We start from the raw sequence: 13,913 nt of genomic DNA, 5'->3' as shown, positions 1-13,913 counted from the left end.
CAATTTCATAACTGTCAACCGGCCGGTCGCAACCCCCATTGCGAAGCGATTCCGCAACTAGCGCAAACTCAACTGGACAACTCCGGCGTCGAATACGAAGCTTTCAAGGTCTTAGCCGGTGCGAGCAACTGAGGTCGATAGTGAATCCTGCCTGGGAACAGCTGTCCAGAGTCGCCGACGAACCGGCGTGGTACTGGGTTTACGACAAGCTGGGCTTCTGGCCGAGCACGTACGCCAACGCGTGGCCAGGCTTCCGTGAGCCGTCGCCGTCGGTCACCTGGGATCTTTCCGCCGGTGACGCCGACCGCGCGTCCGCCGAGTTCCGCCTCGGCCCGTACTCGGTCAAGGAAGATGACGTGGCCACGCTGGCGCTGCAGGCACTGCGCGCCTGCGTCCAGCCGGACGAGTGGGTGTGGGCGCTGCACTGGCAGCACCAGTCCTACCGGTTCTGGCCGCACCGCATGGGCGGGTCGCAGCGCTGGCCGGTACCGGTTTTCCCGCGCGGTGACTACCATCTGTTCCTCGCGCAGGACTTCAGGTTCGGCACCCTGGGCCATCCGTGGGAACGCTCGCTCTGCGTGTTCGGCAAGGAACTCGTCGACGCCGTCGAGACGCACCGGAACGACGCGATGACGGCGGTTCTCCGGCGTGACGGGACCGCCCTCGTCTGAGGAAAACCGCTGGACTTAGGCTCTCCGCGTGTTCGAATACCACGGGTGGGTCACGATCCAGGCGAACGACGACGAAACGTCGCTGCTCGAGCGACTCGTCGAGCGGGTGCGCCGGGCGGTACGGGACTTCGGGGAGATCGACCTCGTCGATCTTCGCTGGGTGAACGGGGTGCCGGTGCTGCACCTCGGCGGCCTAGACAAACACGGCGCCACGATGGCGCCGGATCTGCTGGACCTGTACACCAGGATCGGTGAGCTCGCCCCCGGGTCCTACGGGCTCCTGCATGTCTGGGACGACCAGGATCTCCAGCACGACAACGAGTTCCGTGTCCACCGGATGGCCCGTGGCCAGGTCACGGAAATGGCGGACACCCTGCTTTCCCCGGTCGCACCGACCATTGTGGACGTTTATCCGGAGTTCGATCACTAGCGTTCTTTGGCCACGGTGGCATTTTTAGTGGCCGCGCGGGACTCGCGGGCGGTGGCCGGGTTCCTGAGTCAGGTCACCGAACGTCTTGCGCCGCCACTGCGAGATGTTCGGCTCGGTCACGCCGGTCACCTTTTCCAGCAGCTGCAACACCGAAGTGTGGTCGAAGAGGCCGTCGTTTTCGTCGTAGTTCAGGATGAACGCGGTTTTCGCCCACGCCGTGGGGCCGAAAACCGAGCAATGGCAGGAATCGCAGACGGTGAACGTCTCGGCGAGCGCGAACTGGAACGGCAGATCGGCGCGGGTGTGGTAGCCCATGACGTACGAGCCGTTCTTGCCGTCGGCTTTGCGGTGCGCCGGCAGCCAGTTGTCCATTTTCCCACCGTTCCAGGCGTCGTGCTGCACCTGCCAGGCGTGGGACGTCGGCCGAAGGAACGGTTTTCCTGCATCAGCATGACGACATGTTCGATATCGCGCAGGGAACCGTGTTTGGGGGCGCCCTGGGCGAGTGCGCGCTGCACATTGGGTGGCATAAGGGAAGTCGCGGCCGCGGCGGCGGCGACACCGGCGGCGGGTCAGTTCGGTCACGGGGAACAAAGGTGGAAATAGCCGGTTAAGAATTCGCGAGAAGGCGACATCCGAACAGGAACGGAACGCGTCGGCCGTGTCCGCGATGTCCTAAACGGCGTAATGAGATGAAGGGGAGGTGAGGGCCACGACCACTGGTCTAGGCCAGCGGAGAGTCCGAGATGGCCACCATGATCTTGGCCACAATGGTCTAGACATTGGGCCGGACGGTCTAGTGTGTTCCGCACGGTGCAAGCCCGGTGTCCGCCCAAAACGCGGTGTCTAGTCAAAACGCGGTGTCTACTCAAACGGAAAGGGCCCCATGTTCGCGTTTCCGCAAAACACAGGGCCCTTCGCGAGCGGACGACGAGATTCGAACTCGCGACCCTCACCTTGGCAAGGTGATGCGCTACCAGCTGCGCCACGTCCGCAAGCACCGATCAACTGGTGCTGGGCACAGCCTATACGACGTCCCAGTGCCCGTGCGACCCACCCTTCATCAACCTCTTCCGTCACTCCTGGCGTACAAGGGGTGACGACGAGGGTTTCGCTCCGTATGGTGTCTCCATTCGACCGAATGGTTGGTAATTCGGGGAGGAGGTGCCTGGCCGGATGACCGAGCAGGGCACAGTGCCGCATCAGGCGGCCTCGGGATCCGACGAGCAGGCACTTCTGCTGCGGCTGCGGGGAGGCGAGGACGCGGCCTTCGGCGAGCTCTTCGAACTGCACGCCGCCGCCGTCCGCAGGCTGGCCCGGAGCATCGCTTCGGACCAGTCCGAAGCCGAGGACATCACGGCCGAGACGTTCTTCCGCGTCCTGCAGGCGATCCGCCGCGGGGCCGGGCCACGCGACTACGTGCGTGCCTACCTGCTGACGGTCGCGCGCCGGGTGTCGTGGGAATGGCACGGCGCGCGCCGCGACGTCCCGGTCAGCGACGACGAACTGACCTTCCGGGTGGGGGCAGGGGCGGATACGCACGCCCGCTCCGCCGAACACACGCTGATCACCACGGCGTTCACCAGCCTTCCCGAGCGCTGGCGGACCGTGCTCTGGCAGACCGAGGTCGAGGGCGAGCAGCCGGCGATGGTCGCGCCCCATTTCGGGCTCAGCGCCAACGCGACGGCCGCGCTCGCCCGCCGCGCCCGCCAAGGCCTCCGCGCCGCGTATCTGCAGGCCCACCTGGCCGTGAACCGCAGTTCCGACGGCTGCCGCGCGGTCGTCGAAAAGCTCGGCGGCTACACCGCGGGCAGTGTCACGGGCACCGAAGCGCGCCGGATCAGGACCCATCTTCTCGGCTGCACCTCGTGCCGGGCGACCCACGACGAGCTGCGGGACGTCTGCTCGTCGCTGCGGGCGCACGCCGGTGTCGTCGTGCTGCTGGTGCCCGCCGCCGCACTGGGCTTCGGTGGCGGTGGCGGTGTCTTGGCCGCGGTGAAGAGCGTGCTGGTCGGATCCAAGATCAAGGTCGGGATGGCGCTCGCGTCCACCGCGGCAGCGGGTGCCTTCGGCATCGCCGTCGGCCCGGCGGTTTTCGACGCCGACAGCCACCAGACGGTCGGCTTGTCCGGCAAGACCGGCGACGACCTGCGGGTCGATCCGCAGGCGCCGGTTCCCGAGCCGCCGCAGATCGCGCTCGGTATCGATCAGCTGAATGTGAAGGCCGCCGGCCCGTTCGTGCACCACGTCAGCGGTGACGTGGCCCGTGGCGGCGCCGCGGGAGTGCCGCTCGGCGCCCCCCAGAACGCCGGGACGGCCCCGGACGGCGGTGCCGGGATCCCGCCCGCGAAGCCGGGGACCGAGCCCGGATTCGGGACCACAGAGCCGTCCGGTGAGCCGCGGCTGGACCCGCCGCCGGCGGAGGCCACCACCACGAGCGCCCGGGACGACGCGCCGCTCCTCTCGGAGACGGCAGCGCCGGACTCGTCCCAGCCCTCGGACACCGAAGAGCCTTCGTGCAAACCCAAGCCGAGCTACCCGTGGTCGACGGGCACGCCGCCGTGGCGTCCGCCGTCCTCGAGCCCCAAGCCCACGACCACCGCCGATACGACGATCAGTGGCTCCGATTCCGCCACATCGCCGGATTCGACGTCCTCCGCGGTGTCACCCGAGTAGCCGAAACACCCGATCTCCAGGGATTCTGGCCTCGCGAAGCCGGCCGCGATCACGGTACGGTGGAACGCGCTCACCGGGAGCGAGCGTCGCGCGGGAGGAACAGATGAACCGGCTGGTGCAGGGCGATGACGGCCGGGACTGGGTGGTGCGCGCCGAGATGGAGTGGCGGCAGCCCGCCACCTCGGACAGCTTCGACCACGACGTCGCGGACAGCTACGGCTCGGGCATCGCGATGATCGTGGTGACCGTGATCCTCGCGCTGGTGCTGGTCGTCTGGACGCCGGCCGACGTGCACGTCCCCGCTTGGGTGATTCTCGCGCTGCTGCTCGTCATGCTCTTCTTCCCGCTGCGCTGGATCCTTCGCCGGCCGTGGAAGGTCGTCGCCGAAACCGAGGGCGACATGACCGGTGACCGGCCCGCCGAGCGCTGGGTCGGCAACGTGCGCGGCATGTTCCGCATCCGCGGCGAGGTCGTCAAGATCGCGAAGACCATCCAGGCCCACTCGCTGCCGGACTTCGACGGCCCGTTGCGCCCGGTGGAATAGCCAACGACACTGGCAGCATGCCGGAGTTGCCGGAAGTCGAAGCGCTGGCCCACCACCTGCGCGAACACGCCGTCGGCCGCACGATCAGCCGGATCGACGTGGCCTCGCTGAGCGTGCTCAAAACGTTCAGCCCGTCCTACACCGACCTGCGGGGCCTCGAGGTGACCGGGGCCGGCCGCTTCGGCAAGCACCTCGACCTCGTCGTCGGCGAGCTGCATCTGATCACGCATCTCGCGCGTGCCGGGTGGCTGCGCTGGTCCGACGCGTTGTCGCCGACCCCGCTCAAACCCGGCAAGAGCCCGATCTCCCTGCGCGTCCATCTCGGCGGGCCAGGGTTCGACCTCACCGAGGCGGGCACGAAAAAGGGGCTCGCGGTGTGGATCGTGCGCGACCCCAGCGAGGTCGCCAGCGTCGCGCGGCTCGGCCCCGACGCGTTGTCGCTCGATCGGGCGAAACTCGGCGAGTTGTTCGCCGGCCGCACCGAACGCCTGAAAACGGCGTTGACGGACCAGAAAGTGATCGCCGGGATCGGCAACGCCTACTCCGACGAGATCATGCACATGGCCAAGCTTTCGCCGTACTCCACGCCCGGCAAGCTCCCCGACGAGGCGCTCGACAGGCTCGCCGACGCCATCCACGAGATCCTGACCAGTGCCGTCACCCGCTCAGTCGGGCAGGACGCGGCGCGCCTCAAGGGCGAGAAGCGGTCCGGCCTGCGCGTCCACGCGCGAACGGGCCTGCCGTGCCCGGTCTGCGGTGACACCGTGCGGGAGATCTCGTTCGCGGACAAATCGTTCCAGTACTGCCCCACCTGCCAGACCGGTGGCAAACCGCTGGCCGATCGGCGGATGTCCCGCCTGCTGAAATAGTTTCGCGGTCACCATTCAGCTTCGCGGGTGAACCACACGAAAACCATCGGGTGTCTCACCGGACAATGGGTAGGGTCTGGCCCACTCTCCGTTTTCCAAATCGCACAGAAAGTGGGTTGCAAGCCTTGCAGCCGGATGCCAGAGCGCAGAGCATTGAGGCTGTGTACTGGCCTATTGCTCAGATCGTTCCCTGGGGACTGGTCGGCGTGCTCCTCATCGTCATCGTTGTCATGATCATCAAGGCGCGCCAGCCTGGTCATGTCGTCGAGAACGCGCGGCTGGAAGCGGTGCACGGGTTGTCGAAAGCGACCCCTGACCTGCGGGAAGGCCTCACCGAGGAGGCCGCGGACAAGATCACCACCCAGCTGCTCGACATGCTGAAGTGTGTGGCCGTCGGCATCACCGACGGCGAAGGCACGCTGCTTTCGTGGGACGGCGAGGCCAACGACCACTACGTCGACCTGGTCGAGGCGATCGGCTCGGCGATCCGCAAGCACCGGCGCGAGGTCGTCCAGCACGACAAGATGCCCTGCAACCACCGCGGGACCTGCCGGATGAAAACGGCGGTCATCGTGCCGCTGATCGTCGAAGGCGAGACCGAGGCGGCGCTGATCGTCGTCGGCCGGACGCGCGGCAGGCTCATCGAGATGGCCGACGCCGTCGCGCACTTCGTCTGCACGCAGTTCGAACTCGCGCGGCTCGACGAATCCAAGCACCAGCTGCAGCAGTCCGAGATCAAGGCGCTGCGCGCGCAGATTTCGCCGCACTTCGTCTACAACGCGCTCAACACGATCTCCTCGCTGATCCGCACGGATCCCGAGGAAGCGCGGGAGTTGCTCATGGAGTTCGCGGACTTCACGCGGTACTCGTTCCGTACTTCGGGCATGTTCACGACGTTGAGCGAGGAACTCCGCAACATCGACCGTTACCTGACCATCGAGGCCGCGCGCTTCGGTGGACGGCTCGAAGTCCGGATGAAGATCGCGCCCGAGGTGCTCGCGGTGGTCGTGCCGTTCCTGATCATCCAGCCGCTCGTCGAGAACGCGGTCAAGCACGGGCTGGCGAACAAGCCCAGCGGCGGCACGGTGACGGTGATCGCGCAGGACTTCGGTTCCGAAGCGCTGATCAGCGTCGAGGACGACGGCATCGGCATGGACCCGTCGCGGCTCGAAGGGCTCCGCAGCTCGCATCGCACGGGCGCGCACGTCGGGCTCGGGAACATCAACCAGCGCATGCAGCAGGTCTTCGGTGGCGACTACGCGCTGATCGTCGAAACCGCGCCGGGCGCGGGCATGAAGGTGACGCTCCGGGTGCCGAAGTTCGTCAACGGCGTCCGCCCGAACCTGCCCGACTTCGCCCCCGGTGAAGACGAGGGCGACGACCAGCCCCAGCTGGACAACGGCGGCATCGGCTCGCGCAGCGGCGTGCTGCCGGCGGCGCGCGGCGGCGTCTAGCGCGCTGAAGCCGGGTCAAAACGTCAGTAAGGTGGCGATATGAGCGTCACGGACAAGCTGACTTCCCGCCTCCCGATGATCGGCGACAGGGGTGATCGCACCGACATCGTCGCCGTGGTGAAACTGCATGGCGTCATCACGCCGTCGCCGTCGCCGCTGGCCAGGGGCTCGATCAACCTCTCCGCGGTGGAGTCCGCGCTCACCAGGGCGTTCAGCCACGACCGCCTCAAGGCCGTCGCGCTGCAGATCAACTCGCCCGGTGGGGCACCCACGCAGTCGGGCCTGGTCGCGGAGCGGATCCGGCAGCTCGCGGACAAGAAGAACGTGCCGGTGATCGCGTTCTGCGAGGACGTCGCCGCTTCCGGCGGGTACTGGCTCGCCTGCGCGGCCGACGAGATCTTCGCGCACCGGACGTCGATGGTCGGCTCGATCGGCGTGATCAGCGGCGGGTTCGGCTTCACCGGGCTGCTGGAGCGCTTCGGCATCGAGCGCCGGCTGCACACCGCGGGCGCCAACAAGTCGCGGCTCGACCCGTTCAGCCCGGAGAAGCCGGAAGACGTCGAGTGGTTGAAAAAGATGCATTCCCAGCTGCACGAATTGTTCGTGGAATGGGTCAAGGAACGTCGCGGGGACAAATTGTCCACCGAGGAAGATCTGTTCACCGGTGACGTCTGGCTCGGGAACAAGGCGTTGGAACTCGGGCTCATCGACGGGGTCGGGACGTTACGCGAGGTGATCAACGCGCGGTACCCGGGGGCGGAGATTTCCGTTGCGGAGCCCAAGAAAGCGTTGCTGGCGAGGCTGGGTATCGGCGCGCCGGCGGCGGCCAGTGCGTTGATCGACGCGGTGACGACGAAAGCGGCTTGGTCGCGATTCGGGCTTTGAGTTAACCGGTCGCACTTTCTCGCCTAAGTGCCCCCCTTTTCACGTCGCGAAAAGGGGGGCACTTAGGCGAGAAAGTGCATATTAAGGCTTGGCACCATGTGATAAGGACCACACTTTCACTCGAATGGCGTACAGACATGGTCTAGACCTTCAGGTCTCATGGGGCGAGGCTTTGTTGTGACCGGCAACAAATGCCCTGTATCGGCCGGTTCGGGTTGACGAGGAGGTCACCCATGCCCGTCACATCAGTTTCGTCCAGAGCGCCACGAACCCGCCGGCGCTGGTGGGGCACGTTGAGTGCGGTCGCCGGCGCGGTGCTGGTCGCCATTCCGCTCACCATGACCGCCGAAGCCTCGGTCCCGCCACCGGACCCGGGCTGGACCACAGTTTTCGCGGACGACTTCAACGGCGCCGCCAACTCATTGCCGTCCGCGTCCAACTGGATCTACGACACCGGGTTCGGCTACCCGGGCGGGCCGGGGAACTGGGGCACCGGTGAGATCCAGAACTACACGACCAACCCGAACAACCTGGCCCTCGACGGCGCGGGCAACCTGAAGATCACCCCGCAACGCGACGGCGCGGGCGCGTGGACGTCGGCCCGGATCGAGACGCAGCGGACCAACTTCAAGCCGCCCGCAGGCGGTGCGATGCGGATCGAAAGCCGCATCCAGATGCCGAACGTCACCGGGGCCGCCGCGCTCGGCTACTGGCCCGCATTCTGGGCGCTGGGCTCGCCGTACCGCGGCAACAACTGGAACTGGCCCGCCATCGGCGAGTTCGACATCATGGAGAACGTCAACGGGATCAACTCCGTGTGGGGCGTGCTGCACTGCGGCGTCAACCCCGGCGGCCCGTGCAACGAGACCACCGGCATCGTGGCCAACCGGGCCTGCCCCGGCGCGAGCTGCCAGTCCGCGTTCCACACGTACCGCTTCGAGTGGGACGCGAGCGCCTCGCCGCAGGTCTTCCGCTGGTTCGTCGACGGGCAGCAGTTCCACTCCGTCAGCCAGAACCAGGTCGACGCCACGACGTGGGCCAACATGACCAACCACGCGGGCTATTTCATCCTGCTGAACGTCGCGATCGGTGGCGCCTTCCCGAACAACAACTCGGGCACCACCACACCAGGACCGGGAATCGTGCCCGGTCGCCCGATGGTCGTCGACTACGTGTCGGTGTCCACCAGTGGTGGTGGCACCACGACGACCCCGACCACACCCACCACTCCGACGACGCCCACCACGCCGACCACGCCGGGTAATCCCGGCAACGCCTACGCCACCATCCAGGCCGAATCCTTCGGTCAGCAGGGCGGACTGGCCACGCAGTCCACAACCGACACCGGTGGCGGACAGGCTGTCGGCCCGGCGGGCAACGGGGACTGGGCGTCCTATCCGAACGTCGACTTCGGGAGCACGCCCGGCCGCCAGTTCGTGGCGAGAGTCGCCTCGGGGGCCGCGGGCGGGGTGAGCGGCCTGGTCGAAGTGCGGCTGGACAGCCGGAGCAACGCACCGGTCGGCAGCTTCGCCGTCGGCAACACCGGCGGCTGGCAGAGCTGGCGCACGATCCCGGCCAACATCGGCGCCACGACCGGGGTCCACACGGTGTACCTGACGTTCACGAGCGGCCAACCGGCTGACTTCGTGAACCTGAACTGGTTCACCTTCGGCCACTAGTCGGTCATTCGGTGCCGGTGCCTTCAGCGTGGGGGCATCGGCACCGTTGGGCGGTACGGTCGAACGCGGGACCATCTCATCGGTGCGCGTGGTCTCGAAGGTATGGACATTGCCGCCTGCAATAGGCAGGATGCGAATCACTGTGAGTGCTCAAGATGCCACCCGTCAGCTCATCGTCCTCGCTGTGGACGATGAGCCGCATGGTTTGTCCGAGTTGGTCCACTGTCTGGACAGCAACCACCAAGTCAGCCGTGTTCTCGAAGCGGTCGACGCTTCCGAGGCGTTGCGGCGCATCATCGCGTCCGACGACCCCGAGCTCAGGATGCGGAAGGAACGCGGCCTTCCCCCGGTCGACGCCGTGTTCGCCGACATCCAGATGCCAGGGCTGTCGGGCATGGAGATGTCGAAGGTGCTCAGCGCGCTGAGCCCGCCGCCGCTGCTCGTCTTCGTGACCGGGCATGCCGACGAGGCCGTCAACGCGTTCGAACTCGGCGCGATCGACTACGTGCTCAAGCCGTGCAAGCAGAACCGCCTGGACAGGGCGATCCAGCGGGTCGTGGAGAAGCTCCAGTCCGCGCCTTCGCTCGACGCGCCGCCAGGCGGCGCCGCGCCGGTCAAGAACGACGACGAGGTCATCCCGGTCGAGCTGGCAGGCACCACGAAACTCATCCAGCGTTCTTCGGTCCGGTGGGTCGAGGCGCAGGGCGACTACGCGCGCCTGTTCACCACCGACGGCAGCCACCTCGTGCGGATCCCGCTCGCACAGCTCGAAGAGCGCTGGGAAAAGGCCGGCTTCGTGCGGATCCACCGGTCGTTCCTGGTCGCGCTCGGGCTCATCACCGAGCTGCGGATGGGCCAGGGCGGCTACCAGGTGGTCATCGGCAACGAGGAGAAGGTGCTGCCGGTCAGCAGACGGCACACCCGCGAGTTGAAGGACCGGCTGGTCGGCTCGTCTAGAAACTCCTAGCGATGACCGAAGACAACTACTACGGGGAAGACGGGTTCCGCAAACCGGATCCGACCCTCGGCAAGAACCTGAACCGCACCGACCCGCCCGAACCCGATCTGGTCGAGCAGTTCCTGAACCAGCAACAGGCGGAGCCGCAGCAGAAGATCCGCCGGCAACGGGTGGTGCTCGCCGATCCGCGGGTCGCCGCCAACACCCTGCGTGCCCGCGTCGAGTTGGAAGAACAGACCAGCTGGGGCGAGCTCCTCATCAAGGACCTCGTCAAGGCGCAGCTCCGGACCGGACTGCTGCTGGCGTTGCTGGTCGTGGCCCTGCTCGGGTCGCTGCCGATCCTGTTCTACTTCGTCCCGTCGTTCGGCCGGCTGTCGTTCATCGGCGTGCCGATGCCGTGGCTGATCCTCGGGGTCGTGCCGTTTCCGTTGCTGTTCGGTGTCGGGCTTTGGTACAACCGGCTCGCCGAGCGGCACGAGCGCGATTTCGTCGACATGATCGAGAACTGACCGCAACCAGTCGAAGACCGAGCGCGGGCGCTCGAGTGCGAGGATCTCCCAGTGCAGCTGAACCCATGGGCGTTGACCGGCATCGTGCTGGTCGCCGTGGTGACCTTCTATCTGGGTCACCGCTCGTCCCGGTTCGCCGTCACCACCCATGACTTCCTCGTCGCGCGGCGAACGGTCCGCTCGCGCCGCAACGCCGCCGCCATCTCCGGTGAGTACCTCTCCGCCGCGTCCTTCCTGGGGGTCGCGGGGGTCGTGCTCAAGGACGGCGCCGACGCGCTGTGGTTCCCGATCGGGTTCACCGCGGGTTATCTGGCGCTGATGCTCTTCGTCGCCGCGCCGCTGCGGCGTTCCGGCGCGTACACACTGCCCGACTTCATCGAGGCGCGGCTTGGTTCGGTTTCGTTGCGCAAGTTCTCGACGGCGTTCGTCATCTTCATCGGCATCCTCTACATGGTCCCGCAGCTGCAGGGCGCCGGGCTGACCCTGGCGACGATCCTGCCGGTCCCGGCGTGGGCCGGCGCGGTGCTGGTGACCTTCCTGGTCGCGGTCAACGTGATCGCCGGCGGCATGCGCGCGATCACCGTGGTGCAGGCGTTCCAGTACTGGCTCAAGCTGTTCGCGATCGCGGCGCCGACGTTCATCCTGTGCGTGGTCTTCCTCGGCGGTGGCGGCCCGGACGGCGCCCGGCCGCTCGGTGCGGAGGCGCCGCCGGTTTTCGTGCAGGAGACCACGGTCGACGTCAAGACGGACATCACCGTCGAGGTCGCCGGGTCGGTGAACCTCTGGGCGTATGGGCGAGTGGACGGCGCGACGGCGGACGGCGAGGTGTACTGGGCGTCGGGGATCAAGCGTCAGGTCGCCGCGGGAACGACGCTGCGCTTCTCCGCCGGCACCCCGGTCCCGGTCATCAGCGGCGCGCAGACGCAGAACGCGGACTGGCTGCGCGCGAGCTCCGGTGGTGTGACCGACCTGCTGCAGACGTACTCGCTGATCTTCGCGTTGTTCCTCGGCACTATGGGACTTCCGCATGTGCTGGTGCGGTTCTACACCAACCCCGACGGGAAGGCCGCGCGGCGCACGACCGTACATGTGTTGCTGTTACTGGGTTTGTTCTATCTCTTCCCGACCATGCTCGGCGCGCTCTCCCGGATGTACGTGCCTGAGTTGCTGGTGACCGGCGAGTCGGACGCGGCCGTGCTGCGCCTGCCGAGCGCGTTGTTGCCCGGCGTCGCGGGGCAGATTCTGGGCGCGGTGACGGCGGCGGGCGCGTTCGCCGCCTTCCTGTCGAGCTCGTCCGGGCTGCTGGTCAGTGTCGCCGGAGTGGTCTCGACCGACGTGCTTCCGGGGCGGGTACGGGACTTCCGCGTGGCGACGGCGATCGTCGCGTTCCTGCCGATGGTGCTGGCGGTACTGCTGCGGGCCGAGGACATTTCGTTCAGCGTCGGCATGTCGTTCGCGCTCGCGGCGTCGACGTTCAGCCCGCTGCTGGTGCTCGGCATCTGGTGGCGGAAGCTGAGCTGGCCCGGCGCGATGGCCGGGATGACTGTCGGTGGCGGGCTCGTGCTGCTCGCATTGGTCGCCGACATCGTCAGCGGGTACACCGGCAACTGGGCGCCCTGGTTCACCAGCCAGCCCGCGCTGATCACCGTGCCGGCCGCGTTCCTCACGACCTACGTCGTCAGCAAGGCCACGAAGTACGGCATCCCCGAGGATCTCAACGCCGTGATGTTGCGCTTGCACGCGCCGGATCCGCTGGGCTTCATGCGGGACCGGGCCGTCGCGCGGTTCGGGAACCAGGTCGAGGAAAAGGTGCGGCTGACCAAGGGAAAGCACCGCAAGTAGCCGGTTCGGGGCGATGACATTCCCTTCGGTAATCGAATCAGGACATTCCGTCGAGAACAGACGCGCATTGATCTACTTTGCGTCATACCGTTCACTCAATCGGATTATCAGCATGGGTGGCCCTGCGGGGGGATGATCTCAGTCGGCGCTTGAGTCGTGCCGCAGGCAAAAACAACCGATCAACGACTCGAAACCCGGCGTGTCGGGAACCGACGGAGCAGGAGGTCCGCAATGGAGAAAGACGTCGCCCACGAGGCCGAGACCGATTGGGAACAGATCCAAGCCAGCCCGGAATTCGCCCGGTTACGCAAGCGCTTGCGTAACTTCGTCTTCCCGGTGTCGGCGATCTTCCTGCTCTGGTACCTGCTTTACGTGCTGCTCGCCGACTACGCCCACGGGTTCATGTCGACGAAGGTGGCGGGCAACATCACCGTCGGCCTGATCTTCGGCCTGCTGCAGTTCGTCTCGACCTTTGTGATCACCGGGTTGTACGTGCGCTACGCGAACAAGAACCTCGACCCGATCTCCGACAAGATCCGCGGCGATATCGAGGGAGCAGCCAAATGATCAACCTCGCCGCGCCGGTCGAGGGCAGTAACCCGGCGCTGAACATCACCATTTTCGCGGTGTTCGTGCTGATCACTCTCGTGATCGTGTTCCGGGCCAGCCGCAACAGCAAGACCGCGTCGGACTACTACGCCGCCGGGCGAGCCTTCACCGGTCCGCAGAACGGCATCGCGATTTCCGGCGATTACCTCTCGGCGGCGTCGTTCCTGGGGATCGCCGGGGCCATCGCGATCAACGGGTACGACGGTTTCCTCTATTCGATCGGCTTCCTGGTGGCGTGGCTCGTCGCGCTGTTGCTGGTCGCGGAGCTCCTGCGGAACACCGGCAAGTTCACCATGGGTGACGTGCTGGCGTTCCGGATGAAGCAACGCCCGGTGCGCGCCGCCGCGGCGGTGTCGACGCTGGCCGTGTCGTTCTTCTACCTGCTCGCGCAGATGGCCGGGGCCGGTGGGCTGGTCGCGTTGCTGCTGGGCATCGAGAGCAAGGCCGGGCAGTCGCTCGTCATCGCCGTGGTCGGCGTCCTGATGATCGTCTACGTGCTCGTCGGCGGCATGAAGGGCACCACCTGGGTGCAGATCATCAAGGCGGTCCTGCTCATCGCCGGTGCGTTCGTGATGACACTCTGGGTGCTCGGCAAATACGGCTTCAACCTGTCGAGCCTGCTGCAAGGCGCCGTCGACAAGGCGGGCGGCGGGGCGAAGGGCGAGGCGCTGCTCGGACCGGGCAAGCAGTACGGCGCCACCGGGACGTCGAAGCTCGACTTCCTCTCGCTCGGCATCGCCCTGGTACTCGGCACCGCCGGCCTGCCGCACGTGCTGATGCGCTTCTA

At 66.8% G+C, this 13,913-nt stretch carries 14 protein-coding genes and 1 tRNA gene; 13 read left to right on the top strand and 2 right to left on the bottom strand.

The features are described from left to right. The first annotated feature begins 140 nt into the window (after positions 1-140). Entirely contained in the window at positions 141-671 is a 531-nt protein-coding gene (locus VGP60_RS01435; protein WP_327545970.1) for a DUF2716 domain-containing protein, read from the top strand. Between the two features lie 28 nt (positions 672-699). Further along, the gene (locus VGP60_RS01430; RefSeq protein ID WP_327545969.1) at positions 700-1,101 is read left to right on the top strand and encodes an Imm7 family immunity protein; all 402 of its coding nucleotides are present in this window, start codon (positions 700-702) and stop codon (positions 1,099-1,101) included. A gap of 24 nt (positions 1,102-1,125) precedes the next feature. On the opposite strand, the gene VGP60_RS01425 is transcribed toward VGP60_RS01430, so the two are convergent. Then, on the bottom strand, positions 1,126-1,686 hold the full coding sequence (locus VGP60_RS01425) for an alkaline phosphatase family protein (protein WP_327545968.1): 561 nt from the start codon (positions 1,684-1,686) through the stop codon (positions 1,126-1,128). Between the two features lie 337 nt (positions 1,687-2,023). Continuing rightward, positions 2,024-2,096 (bottom strand) — tRNA-Gly (locus tag VGP60_RS01420). A 181-nt stretch (positions 2,097-2,277) separates the two neighbouring features. Between VGP60_RS01420 and VGP60_RS01415 the strand changes: the two genes are divergently transcribed. From VGP60_RS01415 to VGP60_RS01365, 11 genes are all read left to right on the top strand, one after another. After that, positions 2,278-3,777 (top strand): sigma-70 family RNA polymerase sigma factor, encoded by a 1,500-nt coding sequence (locus tag VGP60_RS01415; protein WP_327545967.1) that lies wholly within the window; start codon positions 2,278-2,280, stop codon positions 3,775-3,777. A gap of 103 nt (positions 3,778-3,880) precedes the next feature. Further along, positions 3,881-4,321 carry a DUF983 domain-containing protein gene (locus VGP60_RS01410; protein ID WP_327545966.1) on the top strand — a complete coding sequence of 147 codons (441 nt, stop codon included), beginning with the start codon at positions 3,881-3,883 and terminating at the stop codon, positions 4,319-4,321. A 17-nt stretch (positions 4,322-4,338) separates the two neighbouring features. Continuing rightward, positions 4,339-5,190, top strand: a complete 852-nt coding sequence (locus tag VGP60_RS01405) for an Fpg/Nei family DNA glycosylase (RefSeq protein ID WP_327545965.1) — start codon at positions 4,339-4,341, stop codon at positions 5,188-5,190. 161 nt (positions 5,191-5,351) lie between these two features. Continuing rightward, the gene (locus VGP60_RS01400; RefSeq protein ID WP_414640270.1) at positions 5,352-6,644 is read left to right on the top strand and encodes a sensor histidine kinase; all 1,293 of its coding nucleotides are present in this window, start codon (positions 5,352-5,354) and stop codon (positions 6,642-6,644) included. Between the two features lie 39 nt (positions 6,645-6,683). Continuing rightward, positions 6,684-7,529, top strand: coding sequence for a S49 family peptidase (locus tag VGP60_RS01395; RefSeq protein WP_327545964.1), 846 nt, complete (start codon positions 6,684-6,686; stop codon positions 7,527-7,529). 233 nt (positions 7,530-7,762) lie between these two features. Next, positions 7,763-9,208 carry a glycoside hydrolase family 16 protein gene (locus VGP60_RS01390; RefSeq protein WP_327545963.1) on the top strand — a complete coding sequence of 482 codons (1,446 nt, stop codon included), beginning with the start codon at positions 7,763-7,765 and terminating at the stop codon, positions 9,206-9,208. Positions 9,209-9,338: 130 nt separating this feature from the next. Further along, positions 9,339-10,175, top strand: a complete 837-nt coding sequence (locus VGP60_RS01385) for a LytTR family DNA-binding domain-containing protein (protein WP_327545962.1) — start codon at positions 9,339-9,341, stop codon at positions 10,173-10,175. 2 nt (positions 10,176-10,177) lie between these two features. Then, positions 10,178-10,675, top strand: a complete 498-nt coding sequence (locus VGP60_RS01380; RefSeq protein ID WP_327545961.1) for a hypothetical protein — start codon at positions 10,178-10,180, stop codon at positions 10,673-10,675. Between the two features lie 51 nt (positions 10,676-10,726). Next, complete coding sequence (locus tag VGP60_RS01375) at positions 10,727-12,517, top strand: cation acetate symporter (protein ID WP_327545960.1); 1,791 nt, start codon at positions 10,727-10,729, stop codon at positions 12,515-12,517. A 231-nt stretch (positions 12,518-12,748) separates the two neighbouring features. Further along, on the top strand, positions 12,749-13,084 hold the full coding sequence (locus tag VGP60_RS01370) for a DUF485 domain-containing protein (RefSeq protein WP_327545959.1): 336 nt from the start codon (positions 12,749-12,751) through the stop codon (positions 13,082-13,084). Then, positions 13,081-13,913: solute symporter family protein (locus VGP60_RS01365; RefSeq protein ID WP_414640269.1), on the top strand; the 833-nt coding region annotated here is incomplete at its 3' end. The genes VGP60_RS01370 and VGP60_RS01365, both read left to right, overlap by 4 nt.

It is taken from the genome of Amycolatopsis sp., assembly GCF_036008905.1.
Taxonomy (GTDB): Bacteria; Actinomycetota; Actinomycetes; order Mycobacteriales; family Pseudonocardiaceae; genus Amycolatopsis.
The sequence above is the reverse complement of the archived record's forward strand: the minus strand, read 5'-3'. Positions and strand labels throughout refer to the sequence as shown.